The organism is Sphingobacteriales bacterium (assembly GCA_012517435.1).
In the GTDB taxonomy this organism is placed as follows: domain Bacteria; phylum Bacteroidota; class Bacteroidia; order CAILMK01; family JAAYUY01; genus JAAYUY01.
In genome coordinates this window covers 16,150-35,475 of sequence record JAAYUY010000050.1, presented here as the reverse complement: position 1 = coordinate 35,475, position 19,326 = coordinate 16,150, and the positions used below count along the sequence as shown (strand labels likewise).

At 38.6% G+C, this 19,326-nt stretch carries 22 protein-coding genes; 16 read left to right on the top strand and 6 right to left on the bottom strand.

Annotated features, from left to right (window positions below; all coding sequences use genetic code 11):
* Window positions 1–130 precede the first annotated feature (130 nt).
* On the bottom strand, window positions 131–1,348 hold the full coding sequence (locus GX437_02950) for an ABC transporter permease (protein ID NLJ06610.1): 1,218 nt from the start codon (window positions 1,346–1,348) through the stop codon (window positions 131–133).
* Window positions 1,349–1,377: 29 nt separating this feature from the next.
* On the opposite strand from GX437_02950, the gene GX437_02945 reads away from it, so the two are divergent.
* Window positions 1,378–2,589 (top strand): DUF1343 domain-containing protein, encoded by a 1,212-nt coding sequence (locus GX437_02945; protein NLJ06609.1) that lies wholly within the window; start codon window positions 1,378–1,380, stop codon window positions 2,587–2,589.
* Window positions 2,590–2,638: 49 nt separating this feature from the next.
* On the opposite strand, the gene GX437_02940 is transcribed toward GX437_02945, so the two are convergent.
* Window positions 2,639–3,073 carry an Hsp20/alpha crystallin family protein gene (locus GX437_02940; protein ID NLJ06608.1) on the bottom strand — a complete coding sequence of 145 codons (435 nt, stop codon included), beginning with the start codon at window positions 3,071–3,073 and terminating at the stop codon, window positions 2,639–2,641.
* Window positions 3,074–3,497: 424 nt separating this feature from the next.
* On the opposite strand from GX437_02940, the gene GX437_02935 reads away from it, so the two are divergent.
* The 9 genes from GX437_02935 to GX437_02895 are packed head-to-tail and all read left to right on the top strand — an operon-like array spanning window position 3,498 to window position 9,503.
* Window positions 3,498–3,995 carry a sigma-70 family RNA polymerase sigma factor gene (locus tag GX437_02935; protein NLJ06607.1) on the top strand — a complete coding sequence of 166 codons (498 nt, stop codon included), beginning with the start codon at window positions 3,498–3,500 and terminating at the stop codon, window positions 3,993–3,995.
* A gap of 1 nt (window position 3,996) precedes the next feature.
* Complete coding sequence (locus GX437_02930; GenBank protein NLJ06606.1) at window positions 3,997–4,569, top strand: hypothetical protein; 573 nt, start codon at window positions 3,997–3,999, stop codon at window positions 4,567–4,569.
* The gene (locus GX437_02925; GenBank protein NLJ06605.1) at window positions 4,566–5,660 is read left to right on the top strand and encodes a hypothetical protein; all 1,095 of its coding nucleotides are present in this window, start codon (window positions 4,566–4,568) and stop codon (window positions 5,658–5,660) included. The genes GX437_02930 and GX437_02925 overlap by 4 nt, the downstream gene beginning before the upstream one ends.
* Before the next feature lie 56 nt (window positions 5,661–5,716).
* Window positions 5,717–6,511, top strand: a complete 795-nt coding sequence (locus GX437_02920) for a DUF2807 domain-containing protein (protein NLJ06604.1) — start codon at window positions 5,717–5,719, stop codon at window positions 6,509–6,511.
* 11 nt (window positions 6,512–6,522) lie between these two features.
* Window positions 6,523–7,269: a DUF2807 domain-containing protein gene (locus GX437_02915; protein ID NLJ06603.1), complete on the top strand. Its 747-nt coding sequence runs from the start codon at window positions 6,523–6,525 to the stop codon at window positions 7,267–7,269.
* Between the two features lie 6 nt (window positions 7,270–7,275).
* Window positions 7,276–7,890, top strand: coding sequence for a hypothetical protein (locus GX437_02910; protein NLJ06602.1), 615 nt, complete (start codon window positions 7,276–7,278; stop codon window positions 7,888–7,890).
* Between the two features lie 60 nt (window positions 7,891–7,950).
* On the top strand, window positions 7,951–8,427 hold the full coding sequence (locus GX437_02905) for a hypothetical protein (protein ID NLJ06601.1): 477 nt from the start codon (window positions 7,951–7,953) through the stop codon (window positions 8,425–8,427).
* A 10-nt stretch (window positions 8,428–8,437) separates the two neighbouring features.
* Window positions 8,438–9,076 carry a hypothetical protein gene (locus GX437_02900; GenBank protein NLJ06600.1) on the top strand — a complete coding sequence of 213 codons (639 nt, stop codon included), beginning with the start codon at window positions 8,438–8,440 and terminating at the stop codon, window positions 9,074–9,076.
* Between the two features lie 10 nt (window positions 9,077–9,086).
* Window positions 9,087–9,503 (top strand): TM2 domain-containing protein, encoded by a 417-nt coding sequence (locus GX437_02895; protein ID NLJ06599.1) that lies wholly within the window; start codon window positions 9,087–9,089, stop codon window positions 9,501–9,503.
* A 3-nt stretch (window positions 9,504–9,506) separates the two neighbouring features.
* Here GX437_02895 and GX437_02890 read toward each other — a convergent pair whose 3' ends face one another.
* On the bottom strand, window positions 9,507–10,076 hold the full coding sequence (locus tag GX437_02890) for a DedA family protein (GenBank protein NLJ06598.1): 570 nt from the start codon (window positions 10,074–10,076) through the stop codon (window positions 9,507–9,509).
* Between the two features lie 162 nt (window positions 10,077–10,238).
* Between GX437_02890 and GX437_02885 the strand changes: the two genes are divergently transcribed.
* Window positions 10,239–11,618 carry an MFS transporter gene (locus GX437_02885; GenBank protein NLJ06597.1) on the top strand — a complete coding sequence of 460 codons (1,380 nt, stop codon included), beginning with the start codon at window positions 10,239–10,241 and terminating at the stop codon, window positions 11,616–11,618.
* Between the two features lie 68 nt (window positions 11,619–11,686).
* Window positions 11,687–13,012: a cyclic nucleotide-binding domain-containing protein gene (locus GX437_02880; GenBank protein NLJ06596.1), complete on the top strand. Its 1,326-nt coding sequence runs from the start codon at window positions 11,687–11,689 to the stop codon at window positions 13,010–13,012.
* A 20-nt stretch (window positions 13,013–13,032) separates the two neighbouring features.
* Here GX437_02880 and GX437_02875 read toward each other — a convergent pair whose 3' ends face one another.
* Complete coding sequence (locus GX437_02875) at window positions 13,033–13,827, bottom strand: DUF2797 domain-containing protein (protein ID NLJ06595.1); 795 nt, start codon at window positions 13,825–13,827, stop codon at window positions 13,033–13,035.
* Between the two features lie 144 nt (window positions 13,828–13,971).
* On the opposite strand from GX437_02875, the gene GX437_02870 reads away from it, so the two are divergent.
* From GX437_02870 to GX437_02855, 4 genes are read left to right on the top strand one after another with little or no spacing between them, the layout of a single operon-like run.
* A complete protein-coding gene (locus tag GX437_02870) occupies window positions 13,972–15,291 on the top strand; it encodes a PAS domain S-box protein (protein NLJ06594.1) in 1,320 nt (439 codons plus the stop codon).
* A gap of 6 nt (window positions 15,292–15,297) precedes the next feature.
* Window positions 15,298–16,014 carry a HAMP domain-containing histidine kinase gene (locus tag GX437_02865; GenBank protein NLJ06593.1) on the top strand — a complete coding sequence of 239 codons (717 nt, stop codon included), beginning with the start codon at window positions 15,298–15,300 and terminating at the stop codon, window positions 16,012–16,014.
* A 25-nt stretch (window positions 16,015–16,039) separates the two neighbouring features.
* Window positions 16,040–16,465 (top strand): response regulator, encoded by a 426-nt coding sequence (locus GX437_02860; GenBank protein ID NLJ06592.1) that lies wholly within the window; start codon window positions 16,040–16,042, stop codon window positions 16,463–16,465.
* Window positions 16,462–18,435 carry a response regulator gene (locus GX437_02855; protein ID NLJ06591.1) on the top strand — a complete coding sequence of 658 codons (1,974 nt, stop codon included), beginning with the start codon at window positions 16,462–16,464 and terminating at the stop codon, window positions 18,433–18,435. The genes GX437_02860 and GX437_02855 overlap by 4 nt, the downstream gene beginning before the upstream one ends.
* A gap of 5 nt (window positions 18,436–18,440) precedes the next feature.
* On the opposite strand, the gene GX437_02850 is transcribed toward GX437_02855, so the two are convergent.
* On the bottom strand, window positions 18,441–18,710 hold the full coding sequence (locus tag GX437_02850) for an ATP-dependent Clp protease adaptor ClpS (GenBank protein NLJ06590.1): 270 nt from the start codon (window positions 18,708–18,710) through the stop codon (window positions 18,441–18,443).
* Window positions 18,697–19,326 carry a glycerol-3-phosphate 1-O-acyltransferase PlsY gene (gene plsY, locus GX437_02845; protein NLJ06589.1) on the bottom strand — a complete coding sequence of 210 codons (630 nt, stop codon included), beginning with the start codon at window positions 19,324–19,326 and terminating at the stop codon, window positions 18,697–18,699. The genes GX437_02850 and plsY overlap by 14 nt, the downstream gene beginning before the upstream one ends.

Here is a 19,326-nt window from a genome sequence, read left to right as displayed (position 1 = left end):
CAGATCATTCTTTTGCTTACAGGATAATTCCGCTGAAAAGAAAGAGGTTACTTTTTTTATGAGCAATAACTCTGATTAATTGAAAAATAGCAGGAATGAAGACTACTGAGGAATAATTAAAAGGAAGGAGTTATTGAAATCGCAGTGCCCTGATGGGTGAGATGCGAGAAACGAAAGCAGCAGGCATGAGCATTGCCAGCGTACAGAGCAAAAATGACAGAACATTTAGAATGATAAAAAGATCCCAGGTAAACATCACCGGAACATAACTCAAATAATAATGTTCGGGAGGAAGTGTGAAAAAATGAAACTGATATTGAAGAAATAAAAGGGTAAAGGCAAAGATATTTCCAATCAGAATACCAGCAGAGATAAGCATGGCTGAATGATAAATGAAAATTTTTGACACAGAGAAATTCCTTGCTCCCAGTGATTTAAGTATGGCTATCATGGAAGTTTTTTCGACAATAATCACCAGCAGAGCTGTTGTCATGTTTACGACTGCTACGAGAATCATAAGAATCAGAATGACCCTTACATTGACATTCAGTAAATTAAGCCAGTCGAAGATCTGAGGGTAAATTTCGGTAATCATTTTTGAGTCCTGGTCGAAGGGGGCTGCAGCGCGGGAAATTTCGTTCAGGAATTGAATTTGTTTAAAATCATTGATAAATATTTCATAACCGCCAATCTGATTTTCCTGCCATCCATTCAGTTTTTGAATGTGCCTGATGTCGCAAATGGCGAAAACCTTATCCAGTTCTTCTATTCCGGTACTGTAAATGCCCGAAATGGTGAATTTACGGGTCCGGGGTGGATTCTGAACAAAATAAACAATAAGCGGGTCTCCTGTTTTAACTTGAAGCCTTTTGGCAATGAATTCGGAAATCACGATGCTGTTTTCAGCGGAAGAACGGGAGAAATCGGGAATCTTTCCCGAAACCATCATTTTTTTCAGAAAATCAGGTTTAAAGTCAGCTGAAACGCCTTTTAAAATGATACCCTCAATATCGCTGGCAGTTGAAATGATACCCGGTTTATTGGCAAACACCTGAATATGATCAAAACCCGGGTGTTTCTGAATCGTTCGTACATAGTTTTGTGAATAATCTACGGGTTCGCTTTCATAGGTGTACACTAATTTTGTACGCGTTACCTGAATATGAGAGGCAAAGCCGGTGAGCTTTTCCTTGATTTGTTTCTGGTACCCTTTGACAATAGAGATGGAAATGATCATGATGGCAATACTCAGGGCAATGGCAAAGATGGCAATGAAAACAATAGTCTTTGAAAATGTTCGTTTTGACCTGAAAGTAAGCCTTTTTGCTATGTATAATTCAAGATTCAATGATTTCGTTAAATTAATTTCCGGTTAATATGGTAAAACACAGTTTTTTGTTGGTTCTTTTTATGATTATTTGCCTGGCAAATTTAGTGAATGCTCAGGTTAAAACCGGTGCAGAACAGACAAATGAATATTTTCCTTTTCTCAGTGGTAAAAAACTTGGCCTTGTTGTTAATCAGACTTCAGTGATCGGCAAAACACAACTGATTGATAGTCTTTTACATTCGGGTATGCAGGTGGTTAAAATTTTTACGCCTGAGCATGGACTTCAGGGAAATGTGTCGGCTGGGGAGAAGGTAGGAAACAGCTACTATGGCAAGACAAAGATTCCGGTTATTTCTCTTTATGGTGATAAGAAAAAGCCCGCTCCAGAAGATTTGAAAGGATTGGATTTGGTTGTTTTTGACATCCAGGATATGGGCGTGAGGTTTTTTACCTATATTTCAACCTTGGCTTACGTCATGGAAGCCTGTGCGGAGAACAATGTTTCATTGATGGTACTCGACAGACCAAATCCCCATGCTTATTATGTTGACGGACCTGTTTTAAAACCTGCTTATACATCGTTTGTCGGTCTTCATCCAGTTCCGGTTGTTTATGGAATGACTATAGGCGAATATGCCCTGATGGTGAACGGAGAAGGCTGGCTGAAAAACGGAATCAGATGTAAGCTGAAGGTAATCAGCCTGTCAGGATATGATCATGATACCCGATATTATCCTGAAATACCACCCTCCCCCAATCTTCGTACACGTGAAGCCATGATTTTGTACCCATCATTGTGTTTTTTTGAGGGCACGGATGTGAGTGTTGGCAGAGGTACCGGCTTCCCTTTTGAAGTTATCGGTAAACCAGGTTTCACTCAGGGAAATTTTACTTTTACTCCTCAATCAATTCCGGGAATTGCTGATAAACCCCTCTATGAGGGAAAAACCTGCTCTGGCTTTAAGCTGACTGATTTTGCCAATGAGTTTGTTGTCAATACAGATATGCTGTATTTACATTGGTTGATTGGTTTTTATGACAATTCTCCCGATAAGGAGACATTTTTCAATTCCTTTTTTGATAAACTTGCCGGAACTGATGAGCTCAGAAAGCAGATAATTGCAGGGGAGCAGCCGGAAAATATCAGAAAGAGTTGGCAATCAGATATAAATCAGTTCCTGCTGATCAGAAAAAAATATTTGCTTTACCCTGATGCCACCTTTAAGGGGCAGATGCTGGAACTGAAGCCTTCAAAATAAAAAAAGCCGGGATATTTCCCCGGCTTATGCTGGATAGTGAATAGGGTTGTTATTTGATAGAAATCTGTCTGGCAGGTTTTTCTTTAGCTTCTTCTTTCTTTGGCAGATTGATTTTCAGGACACCATCTTCATATTTAGCGTCAATTTTATTGGTATCGATGGTGTTGGGCAGCGTGAATGAACGCTGGAAGCTGGAGTAGCAGAATTCTCTTCTGGTAAAACGTTCGTCTTTTTCTTCTTTTTTATCTTCCTTGCTGCATTCAATCGTCAACAGATTGTTTTCGAGATTGATTTTAAAATCGTTTTTGTTCAATCCCGGAGCAGCAAGTTCGACCGAAAAAGAATCTTTGTTTTCCAGAATGTTAACAGCAGGAACCCTGTTCATCCAACTGCTTGGGAAAAAGGGTTCATCATTGAAAAAGTCTTCAAAAAACCTTGAAAATACCGGGAATCTGTCGTCCCTGTTCCATTTAACGAGTGCCATAGCTTTGTCCTCCTTTATTTTTTATTGTTTAACAATCATTTTTTAATTTGCCCATTAATTTTCAATCAAAATGCCATTGAAAAATTGCTGAAGAAATGACCTGGAAAATTACAATTTGTCAATCTAATATTCTCATTGTCAGATACATATAGACAAAATTTCAAATCTGGAAAGACAAAATTTCAATTTGGGTGAAACTTTGACAAATTTTTGTCATCATAAGGGAAATGGGGGAAATCCGGAGACTGAATCAGAGAAATGAGCTTTTTATTTTTCGGAATAATTCAGGAAATTTGCTTTTCTTAAGAAATATTCACAGCTGCATGCAACCTGAGAACTGAATGATTGTCATTAAACATTGAAAACAAAACATAACTTGCAGGTAGATTTTGTTCATAACGACCGTGCGCTTGTCGAGAAGGCCATGAAAGGCAACCGTCAGGCACAATACCGGTTGTATCAAAACTACTCGCGGGGAATGTTTAGTATTTGCTGGCGTATGCTGAATAACAGGGAAGAAGCTGAAGACATTTTACAGGAATCATTTACTGATGCCTTTCTTAAGCTGCATACCTTCCGGTTTGAATCAACTTTTGGTGCATGGCTCAAGCAGATAGTGGTCAATAAGTGCATCAATGCCATTAAAAAGAAAAAGATTGACATAGAATATCAGGAGAATGTATTTAAAAAAGATTTACCTGATGAAAGCATGGATGAGGATGAATTAATGTACGAAGTGGAAAAAGTAAGAAAAGCCATTCAGCTATTGCCCGATGGCTACCGGATCATCTTATCCCTTTACCTGCTTGAAGGCTACGACCATGAAGAGATTGCGGAGATTCTGAACATTTCGGAATCGACCTCGAAAACACAGTATATGCGAGCAAAAAATAAAATTAAGGAAATTTTAAAATCAGCCTGAAATGAGTGAGCGTTTTGAAAAATTTGTAAAAGACCATCGCGATGAGTTTGATGTCTATGAGCCATCACCTGAAGTATGGTCAAATATTGCACATCAGCTGAAAACTCCCCTGCAAAAGAGCAAAACCATCTGGTATTATCCGCTCAGGATTGCCGCAGTGCTTGCCATTGCATTTGTTTCTGTATTTGTGTATGAAAAGTTTATCAGGAACACCACAGATAATCAGTCATTGGCAGAGTCAGAAAAGACTATGGAAGCTGAAAAAAATGAAATCCTTGAAGCTGAGGTTTATTACAATCATCAGGTCAACTTAATGCTGGATGAACTCAATAGAAATTACCCTGAATTTCAATCAGTGAAAGCAGATGTTAAAGCCGATCTGGAAGAGCTTGACCAAGCCTGCAAAGAATTGAAGGCTGAGCTTGGAAACAATATTAATAATGAAGAAATAATCGTGAAACTTATTGAAAATTACCGCCTTAAACTGAATATACTCGAAGAAGTACTGTTTCAGTTGCGGAAAGCCAGAGAAAGTGAAAATAAGTCATCAGACAATAAAAATATATCATTATGAGGAACTTGAAAATACTCCTGCTGATAACGGCATTAGTCCTGACAGCGCTGATGCTGCCGGCTCAGACACTCAAAGAAAGCAGGCGGCTGATCAGGTCGTATAAGCTTACACCACAACAGATTGTTGAAATAACCAATAAATTCGGTAAAGTTGAAGTAATCAACTGGGAAAAGGATTCTGTCAGGATAGTTATCAATTTTGAGATGACTGCCAAAACACAGGATAAGATTAAAAAACTTGAAACATTGCTGAACTTTAACTTTTCTGTTTCAGAATATTATGTCAGGGCTACAACGCTTATAGGTTCTTCGGGCAATACTATAAAAACAGAAATAGATAATATCACCAATGCCTTTATGACCATAGGTGCCGAAGCCGTGATTGACTATACCGTGTATCTCCCTTCTGCTAACCGCCTGAAAATCAAAAATAGTTTTGGGGATATTTACTTAGGGAATGTCAGGGCTCCGCTCGATATCGACCTTGCTCACGGAGATCTGAGGATAGCCGACTTATCTTCTTTTTCCAATATTGAAATTAAGTTTGGAAAAGCCTCTATACAATACATGCCGGAAGGAGCATTAAATTGCCAGTTTTCTACTATCAGTCTTGAAAAAGCCGGGAAGCTTAACCTTATTTCAAAATCATCCAATGTAAATCTTTCTGAAGTATCAACACTTGAAATTGATTCGAGGAGGGATGTTATCGAGTTGAAAAGGGTCGGAACTATAAAGGGAAAGCTTTATTTCACCAAAATGATGGTTTACAGATTTGATGATGATATGAATATGGAAACGTCATTTGGCTCGCTCAATCTCGAAATGATTGATAAAATGTTCAGGGGTATTCAGCTTAAATCCAATTATACTGATATTACGCTGTTTTTCCAGCCGGGGAGCAGCTTTAATTTTAACCTTACTCACACGGATGTTTCGTTTAATTATCCCCAACAGATGGTTCTAAACACACAATTAATTAATAAAGATACCAAACAGTATAAAACAACGGGTGTTTTTGGTGATGCCGGAGAGAGTGGAGTTAAGGTAATTATTAATGCAGTAAAAGGTTCGGTAAAAATTTTATACAGATAAAGGGAATATGCAACCCATGATGAAAAACATTGTCATTAAGAGAAAAAATGAAAACGATGAAAAGGTATTTTAAAATTGGTTTAGCACTGACAATCATCAGTGCAGCAGTGATGTTAATAAGTTCATGTGATGATTATTTTTATCCATGTATTTATGGAAACGGAATAGTGGATCAGGAAACACGATCCCTGCCATTATTCACCAGTGTTAACCTGACAACCGACTTTACGACTTACATTATTCAGGATACAGCTTACTGGGTAGAAGTAGAAGCAGAGGAGAACCTGATTCCTTATGTATTAACGGGCATTCTCGGAGGGAACCTGATTATTAAGACAAGGGATAATTATTGCCTGAGGGAAACCTATCCGATTAAAGTATTTGTTCATACCCCCGATCTGAATAAGATAGTCATTTCAGGCTCAGGCAATATTTTTAGCGACAGCCTGAATGTCAGAGATATGAAAACGGTAATTTCGGGGTCAGGGGATATAAAAATAGAAAAGCTGATTGCAGATAACACTGAAGCCAATGTTTCAGGTTCAGGATATACAAATTTTGACTATCTTGAAACAGATTATTTTGAATCAGTCATTAGTGGTTCAGGCATGATTAAAGCCAAAGGCTATGCTGAGACTACCGACTTGCTGATTTCAGGTTCGGGTGATTATCGTCTGGTTGACCTCATGCAGGATTATTGTAAAGTTAGAATAAGTGGCTCAGGTTCGGCATGGGTAAATGTAAGCCAGTTACTGGATGTAACAATTAGTGGTAGTGGAAGCGTCTATTATAAAGGAAGTCCGGCTATTGATATGAATATCAGTGGCAGTGGTAAAATTATCAGGTTGTAAAATTGAGAAAAATGAAAAAGCTGATTTTTTTCGTTCTGTTGTTCGTTTTGCTGAATCCTGCTTTATTTGCTCAGGTAACAAAAGAATGGCGGTCGGTTTCTGAATTTGATATGGTGGTGATGAACGGCCCGTTTGAGCTGTACATTGTTCAGGATCAGAAATATGAGCTATACATAGAGGCAGAAGAAAGCGTCATGAAAGACATTGAAACTGCTGTGGCATGCAAAACACTGAATATCGGGACACTTGAAAATAAAAGGATCAAATCCTGTGAGCCTGTTAAAATTTATGTTCATGCCCCGGAAATCAGGAAAATTAAGATGACAGGTTCAGGTTTGGTCAAGTCGGTCGGATTAAAAGCCCGAAAGCTTGAAGTTGAGTTAATTGGAACAGGCAGTATCGACCTTGACGAATTGCTGGTGGAGTTTCTGAATACACAGGCCTCTGGAAGCGGGAAAGTGGAGCTTGATGTTGAAGCGGAAGAAATTCAGGTGGAAATTACCGGATCAGGTAATATTCAGCTTCAGGGGAACTGCCGGAAATCGCAACTCAGGTTAAACGGCACGGGTGAAATAAACACTGCCTCATTGGTCAGTGATACCTGCAAGGCAAGAATTATCGGAACAGGAAATATATTTACAGCAGCAAATAAAAAAATTGATGCTGAAATATTCGGAACAGGGAACATTTATTATTTCGGAGATGCTGAAATTACAGTAAATTCGCTGGGAACAGGAAAAATAATCAGACAAAAATAAATCAAGATGAAAAGACTTTTACTGGCAATTATCTTGCTAAATGCCACTGCGGCATTCAGTCAGAATGATGACGAAATTAAAACACTTTTTGGGAATGAACTTAAATTCGGGGGATATGGTTCCTTTGATATGAAATTTACAAGTATTTCCAACCATGCCTCACTGTTACTGGGCGGGAAAGGGGGCTGCATCCTGAATCATCAGCTCGTACTTGGCGGAGGAGGATGGGGTTTGTCAACACCGGTCAGGTTAGTTCTTTCTGATGGTTTAGGACATGATTCAACCGGCAGGCTGAATTTTGGCTATGGAGGAGTTCTTTTTGAATACATGCTTTTCCCGACAAAAGCAATCAATCTGTCAATACCTTTGTTAATCGGAAGCGGTAGTGCAAAGTTGTATTACCGCGACTACAACTTATTTTTCGATAATGCCCTGATCGAATCCTCCACTTTTTTTGTACTGGAACCGGGAATAGATATTCAGCTCAATTTATTGTCATTCATGCGTTTTTCATTGGGAGCCAGTTATCGCCTGATTTCCGGTACCTTCCTGGAAAACCTTGATGACAGAGATATGTCAGGTCTTTCTATTAATGCTTCTTTTAAATTCGGGTATTTTTAATACAAGTTTATGTTTGGCAGAGGTAAATTACTACTGTTATTGTTTTTTAATCTGATATTCATGATGTTAAAAACAACTAAAGGACAGGATTTTCAGGCCATTGGCCTGCGATTTGGTGCTGGGGCCGGCTTTGTTTATAAATCCTACCTGGACTATGAAAATGCTTTTGAGCTGATTGCCTACAACAAAGAAAAAGGAGCTTTACTGACCGGATTGTACTTTTACAATGATCCATTATCACAGATTTATAGCGACAGATTCTTTTTTCATTATGGATTTGGCGGACATATTGGTTTTTACAGGGAAAAAGAATATTACAAGGCTATTGATGACAATGGGAATGAGATAACCAAAGAGCGGAGAGTGAGTTTCCCCAATCTGGGTTTTGATGTATTGGCGGGAGTTGAATACAGGCTTGAAACCTATCCCGTGATTGTCAGCCTTGATTTTAAGCCGGCATTGAATATTTTTGGTCCTTACAAAAAGTTAGGCAGCAGTGTTTTTGATATAGGTTTTTCAGTTTTGTATAAGTTCTAAAATAAACAATATGAAAGAGTTAAGATTGATTTTGATGGCTGTTTTTATGGTGTTTGCCATGAACACTCAGGCACAGAAAAATGAAATAAAGACGATTTTCGGAAATAAAGAAGTGGCAAAAGGTGGATTCGGGTCGATGTCAATTGCCTTTCAACCTGAAATGTTTGGCCGGCAGGTATATTTTACCGGTTTTCGCGGAGGTTGGATCATGAATCACTGGATGTCGTTCGGGCTTGGAGGCTACAGCCTGACGTCCACTGTGAAACGGGATTTAGGCTGGTCGGGGTCAAATCCGAGGTCATTGTCCCTCTATATGACTTACGGGGGCTTTTACATTGAACCTACCTTGATGCCAAAATTTCCTGTCCATGTTTCTTTCCCATGTTTATTGGGTGGTGGTGGTGCTATTTATATTGACGAAACATTTTTTTGGGATCCGGAGATTGGTTTCAGCTACAAAAGGGAAGACTCCGATATGTTTCTGGTAATTGAGCCGGGAATAAATCTTGAATTGAATTTTGTCAAAAATCTTCGCTTTGGAATAGGGGTAAATTACCGCCTTGTCGAAGACCTGAAACTCTATGAAACAGAATCAAACGCCTTTAATGGTTTAAGTTATTCATTTACAATTAAATTGGGGAAATTTTAAATTTGAGCTTATGAAAAATGTGCTATTAACCGTTATTGCCTTTTTCGCGGCTATTCCGTTGCTTTCTTCATCTCCTTATAAAATAAATGATGAAGAATTAAACCAGATGTTCAATGTAGCAGAGGAATCGACTGATTTGAACATGAATAATGTTTTATCGGTTAATCTTCCGAATGCTTCACAATCAATGGTTTACGAGAAGGATCCATGGGTGGCATTTGCCCTGAGCATGGTATTTTATGTTACCGGTATTTCTGGCCTGCACAGAATTTATCTGGGGTCTGGTACCGGGGTTTTTATTGCCTATCTGCTTACAGGCGGAGGCTGCGGAATCCTGCAGATAGTCGATACCGTAGTCTTGTTTTTAGGGGCTTTGGATGGCGACATCAGTCAGTATATTGACAACAAAAAACTGTTTATGTGGTGATTTTTATTCTTTACTTTTAAAAAACTTTTTACCGGTAGAGTAAGTGGTAATGGAGTAAAGAATAATCCCCAGACAGGCTATTCCAAGCAAAATAAAAGGAGCTGAGCTTTGAAAATTGCTCAGCTTTTTTTCTAATACTTTTCCAAAAAAGAACCCAAGTCCGGAGTAAATAGCAGTCCATATCAGGGTAGTAATGAGGCTGAGCGAAATGAATTTTTTTGCCTTCACCTGGCTAAGGCCTACAATCAGACAAATAGCACCTCTGAATCCATAGAGAAAACGATAAATAAGCAGAAACAAGGTTTGCCTTTTATTGAGGAAGTTGTCCACTTTTATTTTCATTTTTTGAAGCCCTTTTCTGGATTCAATATATTTTCTGCCTCTCCACCGGCCTATAAAAAACCAGACCCAGTCGTAAGATATAGTTGAGAAATAAGCAATGAAAAATACAAGCGGGAAATTTAAATAACCGATTTTAGCAGCAAAGGAAGACGCAATCAGGGCAGTTTCACCTTCGATGAAAATGGCTGTTGCTGTTGCCAGATAGATGGCAGTTAATTCCTGTGGGGTCATTTATTAGCAATAAATTATTTTACCGCAAAGATAGAAAATATTCATGCTTGGGTTTTATTCAGCCAGAGATAAATGATTGGCGGGACATTCATTGATGATTCAAAATAAATACATTTGCCATGAAAAGAAAACAGACATTAAAAGTTGAGCAACGAAAAAACCATTTTGAGGGCTGCCTTATCCGTAGCCGTAATCGGCTCCTTTTTTACTCCTTTTATGGGGTCTTCCATCAACATTGCTCTGCCTGTTATCGGGAAACAGCTCGGGATGAATGCTGTTTCACTGGGATGGGTAGCGAGTGCATTTTTACTGGCTTCATCCATGATTCTTGTACCTGTTGGCAGAATTGCCGATCTTGTCGGCAGGAAGAAAGTTTATCTGACAGGTGTTTTGGTTTTTACTTTGGCTACCACCTTATGCGCATTATCCTATACCGGGAGCATGCTTATTTTATCCCGTGCATTACAGGGTTTGGGAAGTGCTATGATGTTTACTACTTCGCTCGCACTGGTTCTTTCAGTTTACCCTAAAGAAAGGCGTGGAAGGGCTGTTGGCTATGTAACAGGAACTACATACGTAGGATTGGCTTTAGGACCTTCCCTTGGCGGATTTCTGACTGAATACCTTGGGTGGCAAAGCATTTTTTATCTGATGATTCCTGTCGGCATGGTAATTATTCTGATTATTCTGCTTTTTCTGAAAGGGGACTGGGCAGAGGCGAAAGGTGAAAGATTTGACTGGAAAGGTGCTGTTTTTTATTCATTTGGAATTCTTGGCTTAATTTATGGCCTTTCTCATCTGCCTTCTGATTATTCGGTTACTTTTACACTCTCTGGTTTAGTGTTATTAAGTGTTTTTGTTTATCTCCAATATAAAAACGAACATCCCCTCCTGAATATCAGGATGTTGATCCAAAACAAAATATTCGCTTTTTCCAATCTGGCTGCTTTTATCAACTATTCAGCTACTTTCGGGGTTGGGTTCATTCTGAGCCTTTTTCTTCAGTATGCCAAAGGTTTTACACCTAAAGAAGCCGGAATGATACTGGTTTCACAGCCTGTTGTGATGGCTGTTTTTACCCCTCTGTTTGGCAGGTTGTCTGACAGAATTGATCCCAGAATTCTGGCTTCTCTCGGAATGGCGGTCAGCTCTGTCGGCTTGTTCTTTTTGTCTTTTATTGACAAGGATATTGGTTTGACCTATATAATTGGTTTTCTGATGTTTCTGGGGCTGGGTTTTGCGCTTTTCTCTTCTCCGAATACCAATGCAGTGATGAGTTCTGTGGAAAAACGTTTTCTGGGAATTGCTTCGGCTACCCTGAGTACCATGCGTTTGCTCGGTCAAATGATCAGCATGGTGATAGTAATGTTTTTCATCAACTTTTTTGTTGGCAAAATTAAAATTACCCCTGCTGCTTTACCGGCATTTATGAAAACCGTCAATGTATCGTTACTGTTATTTGCTGTCCTTTGTTTTGCCGGTGTTTTTGCCTCTTTGGCAAGGGGAAAAAGAAAAATGCATACAGGTCATTCAACCAATTAGACTAGTTTAGTTAGAATCGTTATCTTTAGCTCTCAAAAAATCACTGAAATTTTATAAAAATCATGCTTTTGAAATCATTATTGAATAAAATTCCTGTCATTACCAATCAATGCAGATTTAATGTATTCTGGAACATATTTATTTTGATTTTTATTCTTTTCTCATCAATAGTTATTTCTTACCGGATTAGTTTTGGGTTGATACGACCTGATATTTATTACTGGATAATTGTTTTTGTGTTTGCCATGGATGTTTTTCTGAGCTTTTTTATGGATATCCGGATTAAATATGAAGTGATCTGCGATCAGAGGATGATTGCCAGAAATTATTTAAAAACATTTTTTATTACTGATTTTCTTGCTTTTATACCATTTTTTTTTCTTGCTTTTCTCATATTTGGGCAACAGGAGAATAAGACATTTCTGCATTATTTCATGCTTGTCTTGTATGGCTTTCCCATCCTTAAACTGTATAAAATAAGGCATATTTTCGGAGAAATACAGGAAAGCCTTAATTTTAATCCAAATGTCAGGCGTTTGATTGCTCTGGGATTTTGGTTTATAATCGGTGTGAATTTTATTGCATTGGGCTGGTGTGGAATCGGTGCAAGTGAAAAAGACAGAAGTTTTTTCGATCAATATATCAGGGCAATATACTGGACACTGACTACCATTGCCACCATTGGTTATGGAGATTATTCCCCTGATAAAAACAGTAATCTTCAGATTATCTATACCATTATTGTAGAGATTATTGGTGTGGGTGTGTTTGGCTATATCATTGGTAATATTTCCCTTTTAATTGCCAATATTGATATGGCAAGGGCTCAGTTTATGAAACACATGGAAGAAATAAATGTCAGTATGCAGTCGAAAAATCTGCCAATTTCCATTCAGAACAAAGTTAAAAACTATTATTACTATCTATGGGAAACCAGAAAAGGATTTGATACAGGCAATCTCTTTACAGACCTGCCGCATACCCTTTCCACTGAGATTTTAATGCACCTCAACCGTGACATTATTGCGAAAGTTTCGCTTTTCCAACATACCGATGAAATCTTCATCAAAGAAATTGTTCAGTTATTGGAACCCGTGGTATTCTTACCTAACGATTACATCATCACGCAGGGAGAATATGGTGATTGTATGTATTTTTTAAGTTCAGGCGAAGTGGAAATACTGATAGATAATAAGGTAATCAACAAACTTGGCGCAGGCTCTCCATTTGGTGAAACAGCATTGCTGAAAGATGAAAAACGGACAGCAAGTGTCAAGGCAGTTACCTATTGCGACCTGTACAGGCTTTCAAAGGAAAATTTTGATAAGCTTAGGAGCAAATATCCCGAATTTGATGAAAACATTAAGAAAATAATGGCTGAACGACAGAAATAAAATATTTTTTTCTGTGCGCATCAGTATTCAAAACTGACCAAATATCCGCCATACTTTCTGACATTAAGCACCATGTCGTCAAACATCAGATACTGTCCTTTAATTCCGGTTAGTATGCCGCTAAATCCTGTCAGCTTTTCAATATCAATGCTTTTAACTTTGTCGAGATACCGGGTAACCGGATAATTAATATGCGTAATTGAATCATCTTCAGTCAGATATGTTTTTAATTCCTCAGGCAGGAGCATAGCAGCTCTCTTCTTTTCGGCAATCAGATCGGTATTTCCGTTCGTTCTGCCACATAGCATGTCTTGCCAGTTGGTCTTGTCGTTAAAGTGTTTTTTAAGTTCCACTTCAATAATTCCTGCCAGATGTCTGTAGGGAGTTTTTGCCAGCGAAATGGCCTGGCTTGCACCCTGATCAATCCAACGGGTATAAACATTAGAGCTTCGTGTTACGCCCACCTTTATTCCGCTTGTGATCGACAGATAGACGGTGTGTTCGACCAGGCTGTAGGTTTTTGCCCATTCCATGTCACGAGATATCCCTTCGTGAGCCATGTCCAGTTCAGGGTTTATAATGCCGGGATCAGCTTCGGGGGCGGTCATAAAACATTGGTAACAAAAGCCTTGCTGATATGACTTCGGTGTCCTTCTGCCACATTTAATACAATTAATAATCCCTTGATAATGAATTTTAACTGAATGCCCAATGAGTTCATTCAGATAAACAAGTTTTTCATTCAGCGGGAGCCAATAGCTGACCGGGTCGTTGTATTCAGCAGCAAGTTTGAATAAATTTCCTTCCAGAAACATGTTAAAAGTTTTATTTGTAAATGAATGATTATCAGTTTTTTGTCTTATGAAAATTAAAATAAATTTGCATTTGCCCCAACCGTTTTTTTTATTTTTGAGCAAAAATCGGAAATTAAAACCGAATAATTTTAAAAATTTAAGAAGATGCAGACAATATCAGCAGTTTTAATCGGAGGCGGTATTATTTTCATGGTGTTATCCATCTTTCAGACCCGCCAGCTTCTTAGCCTTCAGGAAGGTAAGATGTTCAAATCATGGAAGATACTTTCCTATTTCATTGTTTCATTTTTATTAGGCTACATTGGTGCTTTGGTGTTGGTTTTTTTAGACAAAATGGACATAATGGCATTTATAACGGGTATGGTTTTTCTCGGAGGTGCCATGTTTGTTTTTCTGGTTATCAGGGCAAGTGTTAAAAGTTCCATGAAATTAATAGAAACAGCCAGCGCTAAAAATTACCTGAATGATATTTTCCAGAATATGGGGAATATTTTGATTGTTCTTGATGAACACAACATTATTAAAACGGTTAATCCGACTACCTGTGAAAAGTTAGGCTGTGAACCGGAAAAAATTATCGGGAATCATGTCAGTAAAATATTCAATCTGAATGGGTTCGGGAAGGGAAGCCTTTTTGAAACAGAGTTTATGACAAAGACCGGGAAAAAGATACCGGTACTTGTTTCTGTCAATCATCTGAAAGATTTTAATAAAAACTTTATCGTCATTGTTGCTCAGGACATCAGCATACAGAAAGAAAACGAAAGGAAACTCAAAGAATCTTTAATTGCAGTGGAAAAAGCCAATAAAGAGCTTGATCAGTTTGCCTATATTGTATCTCATGATTTGAAAGCTCCGCTCAGAGCCATCAACAACTTATCGGAATGGATCATTGAGGATTTGGGAGAGGTACCGGAAGAAGTTGAAAACCATATACGTCTGATGCGAGGTAGGGTCAACAGGATGGAAAATCTGATCAACGGGATTCTTGAATATTCCAGGGTCGGACGCCAGAAAATAGAAAAATCGACAGTAAGTGTAAGGGATTTGGTAAAAGATGTGATTGATAATCTCGCTGTTACAGATAGGATTGCCTTTCATGTTGAACAGGGTTTACCTGTTCTGGAAACCGAACAAATTACCCTACAGCAGGTATTTAGCAATTTAATCAGCAATGCGGTAAAATACCACGATAAGCCAAAAGGTAATGTTGAAATCAGGTGTTTCGAAAACGACAATATGGTTGAATTTATGGTTAAGGATGATGGTCCCGGAATTCCGGAAGAATATCATGAAAAGATTTTCGGAATATTTCAAACCATAGAAGCACGCGACACTGTGGAAAGTACAGGTATAGGGCTATCTATTGTAAAAAAGATTATTGAAGAAAAAGGCGGAAAAATATGGATTGAATCGAAAGAAGGGAAAGGAACGACCTTTCATTTTACATGGCCTAAAAAATAAACAGCTATGACAGAAGAAATCAACAGATTAAAAGAAGAACTGAAAAGGAAAACAGAAGAATTAGAGTCTTTTGTTTACATCGTGTCGCATGATGTGAAGGCACCTTTGAGGGCTATCAATAATCTTGTTGAGTGGATTGATGAAGATTTAAACGGAACAACTGGCGATGTAAGAGAGAATTTTGACCTATTGAAAAACAGGGTAAAACGCATTGAAAACATGATGAATGCCCTTACAGAGTTGTCGAGAGTCAGGCGGATGGAGTTGGACATGGCGGAGGTGAATACAGGAGCAATGATAGCTGAAATCCTTGAAATGATTCCTGACAGTAAAAAGATGAAGGTCGAAACCGGAAAAATGCCTGTATTCAGGACCATGCACAGTAAATTATATAAGGTGTTGTATGCCTTGATCGAAAATGCTGTTGTTTTTCATGATAAGGAAGATGGCCATATCCGGATTTCCTGTAAAGAAAAAGAGGATTGTTATGTGTTTTCCGTAAAAGACAACGGTCCTGGCATACCAGAAGATTTGCAGGGCAAGGTTTTTACAGTCTTTTATACGGTCAATTCAAAAGACGTAAGGGAAACAACAGGTGTAGGCCTTACACTGGCAAAAAAAATTCTGGATTTTGTAGGGGGAAATATTCAGTTAATATCAAAACAGGGAGAGGGAAGTGAATTCATCTTTACCTGGCCGAAAGAATTAAATGTAACAAACTAATAAACAAAGATAAATGCAGAACACTATGGAAGAAAGACTCGTAAGCATCATGCTCGTTGAAGACGACATGGTTGATCAGATGAATGTACAGAGGGCATTCAAAAAGAATAACATGCAAAATCCTTTGATAATTGCCAACAACGGGCTTGAAGCCTTAAATATGCTCAGAGGAAATGGGGTCGAAAAAATAAATCCGTTGCCAAAGATTATCCTGCTCGATATCAATATGCCAAAAATGAACGGGATTGAGTTTTTGCGTGAAATCAGAAAAGATGAGGAACTGAAATCCATACCGGTTTTTATCATGACCACTTCCAACGAAGACAGCGACAGGATAAATGCTTATAACCTCAATGTAGCCGGTTATATTTTGAAACCTTTAAATTTTGAAAAATTTGTTGCCGCAGTAGGCACCTTGAAAAGTTATTGGAAAATAATTGAATTGCCATGAATACGCTAAGAATTCTTATTATTGATGACGACCGTATTGACGCATTGTCAATTAAAAAGTCGTTAATGCAATCAGAGGCATATTTAAGTATTGATTATGCCCTCGATGCTACAACAGCACTTCAGATGCTGGAAAAAGAAGAATTTGATTGCATATTTTCAGATTTAAAACTCCCTGATATTGATGGGATAACATTGATGAAAACCATCAGGGAAAAAGGCATAAAAATACCTGTAGTCATCCTGACAAGCTACGGGGACGAAAGGGTGGCGGCTGAGGCTATCCGCGCGGGAGCATCCGATTATATTCCGAAAAGCCTGATTTCTCCGGAAGGTTTGTCGATGAGTCTTCGTAATGCCCTGAAAAATTATGAGACTGAAAAGAAACGCCAGAAAATAGAGCAGGCGCTTGTCAGAAGCGAGATGCGGCTGAAAGAAGCCCAGAAACTGGCACATATCGGCAGTTTTGAATATCATACGGAAACACGTGAACTTATCATGACGGAAGAGGGGCAAAAAATCTTTTGTCTTAGCCCGGAGGATGTATCTTTTTCACATTTTTTAAAGCAAATTCATAAAGATGATTATTCAGCTGTCATGCAGGCACTCGATATGGCCATAAAAACAGCTGAGCCGCAGGATATTGATTTCAGGATTAATACTCCAACCGGCCATAAATTTATCAATACAAGATTATTTGTCAGCAATCCGGACAATGGCAATTCATACACCGTTTTGGGGACTATTCAGGATATTACGGAAAGGAAGAAAATCGAGGCTGAACTCAGGCATTCCAAAGAAATAGCTGAGGAATCGCTGGCCATGCGGGAGCGTTTTCTAGCGAATATCAGCCATGAAATTCGTACGCCCATGAACGGTATCATCGGGCTGACCAATATTTTACTGGGAATGGAAACCAATCAGGAGAAGATTGATTACCTGAAAGCTATCAAAAGCAGCGGAGACAACCTCCTGGTAATTATCAATGATTTGCTCGATCTGGCAAAGATTCAATCAGGTAAAATTAAATTCGAAGAGATTGATTTTGATTTGTATGACCAGCTTTCGACCACTTTAAAAATATTGCGTGTTAAAGCTGAAGAGAAAAATATCAGTCTGAATTTTGACTTCGATGACAATATTGCAAAATCACTGAAGGGAGATTACTATCGTTTGAATCAGGTCATTGTCAATTTGATTGGAAATGCCATTAAGTTTACTGAAAAGGGAGAAGTAAGGCTGAAAGTAAATCTGCTACATGAAGAATCAGGGAAACAGTATTTACAGTTTGATGTGTCGGATAGCGGCATTGGCATTCCTGAAAATAAAATTGCCTATATTTTTGAAACTTTCACTCAGGCTACCACCGATACTGAAAGAAAATATGGTGGCACCGGTCTGGGATTATCCATCTGCAAGCAGCTTGTTGAACTTCAGGGAGGTAAAATATGGGTGAAAAGTAAGGTGGGAGTTGGAAGTACTTTCTCATTTACCTTAGGATTTAAAGTAAACACAAATGCAGTGAAAAAAGAAGAAGAAACTGTCATTAAGAGCGTCAAGGAAGAAGACTGGACCAATTATCATGTTTTGCTTGTGGAAGACAACAAGATCAATCAGTTGCTGGCATTAAAGGTTCTTAAAAACTGGGGTTTAAATATAGATGTGGCAGAAAACGGTAAAATAGCAACCGAAATGGTCAGAAAGAAAAGCTATGATATTATTCTGATGGATCTTCAGATGCCTGTCATGAATGGATATGAAGCAACAAAAGTTATCAGGGAAGAATTCAACCTTAAAATACCTATCATTGCCATGACAGCCAGCGCCATGCGTGATGAATTGGAATCCTGTATCTATCAGGGAATGAATGACTACATTACTAAGCCATTTCAACCGAATGAGCTCTACAACCTTCTCGATCATTGGTTTAAGACAAAAGACAAGATGCAGATGGCGATTGGCTTCAAATAAACTTTCTATCCGATAGAAACTGTTAGTCCTGCCTCTTCAAGGGAGAGCTTTAAGGCGGTCAGATAGTTTTTATCACCATGTTTGATGACTATTTCTCCTTTAAAATGGGTCAGAAGGGCAATCTGCTCTGCCTGAACCTCGTCAAAGTGACAAATATCCATCAGGGTTTTAATGACAAAATCAAAGGTGTTTACATCATCATTGTGCAGAATGAGTTGATGATTTTTGTGGATATTGATTCGTTCTGACTGATTATCAGGGTTATTTACTGTCATGTGATTTTCTGTTTAAACTGAAGGCATTTTCTTTTCCTTCCATCAATCTGAGAATATTTTTCCAATGGGTAAAGATGACAATAGTGATGATTATCAGCGAAAAAACAAGATATTCGAAGCGGGTAAGATGCAGGATAAACAGAAAAACAAAGGGTAAGCTGACGGTGGCCAGAATAGAGCCAAGAGAAACAAAACGGGTTATAAGAACGGTCAGAATAAAAACGGGCAATGCAAACAAAAGTGCATTGGGCTCAATAGCCAGAACAACGCCTGTCAGGGTTGCCACACCTTTACCGCCCCTGAATTTTGCAAATACAGGGAAGATATGACCAAGAGAAGCCAGAATACCTGAGAGCATCTGGATTTTGAGGGCTTCCGGCTGATGGCCGAGACCTGAAATTAAAATCAGTTTGACGGCAAGAAATCCTTTCAGAATGTCGATAAACAAGACGGGGATGGCGGCTTTTGCTCCTAAAATCCTGAAAGTATTGGTAGCGCCTGCATTTCCGCTCCCTTTCTCTCTGACATCGATTCCGTAAAAATATTTGCCTATCAACACGGCCGTTGGAATTGAGCCTAATAAATAAGCGATGACGGGTATGAGAATTTCAATCAT

What these genes read in the sequence shown, in the direction of transcription:
- plsY (NLJ06589.1), bottom strand. Translation starts at nt 19,326, where the DNA reads ATGATTGAAATTCTCATACCCGTCATCGCTTATTTATTAGGCTCAATT.
- GX437_02875 (NLJ06595.1), bottom strand. Translation starts at nt 13,827, where the DNA reads ATGTTTCTGGAAGGAAATTTATTCAAACTTGCTGCTGAATACAACGAC.
- GX437_02855 (NLJ06591.1), top strand. Translation starts at nt 16,462, where the DNA reads ATGAATACGCTAAGAATTCTTATTATTGATGACGACCGTATTGACGCA.
- GX437_02945 (NLJ06609.1), top strand. Translation starts at nt 1,378, where the DNA reads ATGGTAAAACACAGTTTTTTGTTGGTTCTTTTTATGATTATTTGCCTG.
- GX437_02905 (NLJ06601.1), top strand. Translation starts at nt 7,951, where the DNA reads ATGATGTTAAAAACAACTAAAGGACAGGATTTTCAGGCCATTGGCCTG.
- GX437_02930 (NLJ06606.1), top strand. Translation starts at nt 3,997, where the DNA reads ATGAGTGAGCGTTTTGAAAAATTTGTAAAAGACCATCGCGATGAGTTT.
- GX437_02910 (NLJ06602.1), top strand. Translation starts at nt 7,276, where the DNA reads ATGAAAAGACTTTTACTGGCAATTATCTTGCTAAATGCCACTGCGGCA.
- GX437_02895 (NLJ06599.1), top strand. Translation starts at nt 9,087, where the DNA reads ATGAAAAATGTGCTATTAACCGTTATTGCCTTTTTCGCGGCTATTCCG.
- GX437_02940 (NLJ06608.1), bottom strand. Translation starts at nt 3,073, where the DNA reads ATGGCACTCGTTAAATGGAACAGGGACGACAGATTCCCGGTATTTTCA.
- GX437_02920 (NLJ06604.1), top strand. Translation starts at nt 5,717, where the DNA reads ATGAAAAGGTATTTTAAAATTGGTTTAGCACTGACAATCATCAGTGCA.
- GX437_02915 (NLJ06603.1), top strand. Translation starts at nt 6,523, where the DNA reads ATGAAAAAGCTGATTTTTTTCGTTCTGTTGTTCGTTTTGCTGAATCCT.
- GX437_02865 (NLJ06593.1), top strand. Translation starts at nt 15,298, where the DNA reads ATGACAGAAGAAATCAACAGATTAAAAGAAGAACTGAAAAGGAAAACA.
- GX437_02890 (NLJ06598.1), bottom strand. Translation starts at nt 10,076, where the DNA reads ATGACCCCACAGGAATTAACTGCCATCTATCTGGCAACAGCAACAGCC.
- GX437_02860 (NLJ06592.1), top strand. Translation starts at nt 16,040, where the DNA reads ATGGAAGAAAGACTCGTAAGCATCATGCTCGTTGAAGACGACATGGTT.
- GX437_02925 (NLJ06605.1), top strand. Translation starts at nt 4,566, where the DNA reads ATGAGGAACTTGAAAATACTCCTGCTGATAACGGCATTAGTCCTGACA.
- GX437_02870 (NLJ06594.1), top strand. Translation starts at nt 13,972, where the DNA reads ATGCAGACAATATCAGCAGTTTTAATCGGAGGCGGTATTATTTTCATG.
- GX437_02900 (NLJ06600.1), top strand. Translation starts at nt 8,438, where the DNA reads ATGAAAGAGTTAAGATTGATTTTGATGGCTGTTTTTATGGTGTTTGCC.
- GX437_02935 (NLJ06607.1), top strand. Translation starts at nt 3,498, where the DNA reads ATGAAAGGCAACCGTCAGGCACAATACCGGTTGTATCAAAACTACTCG.
- GX437_02850 (NLJ06590.1), bottom strand. Translation starts at nt 18,710, where the DNA reads ATGACAGTAAATAACCCTGATAATCAGTCAGAACGAATCAATATCCAC.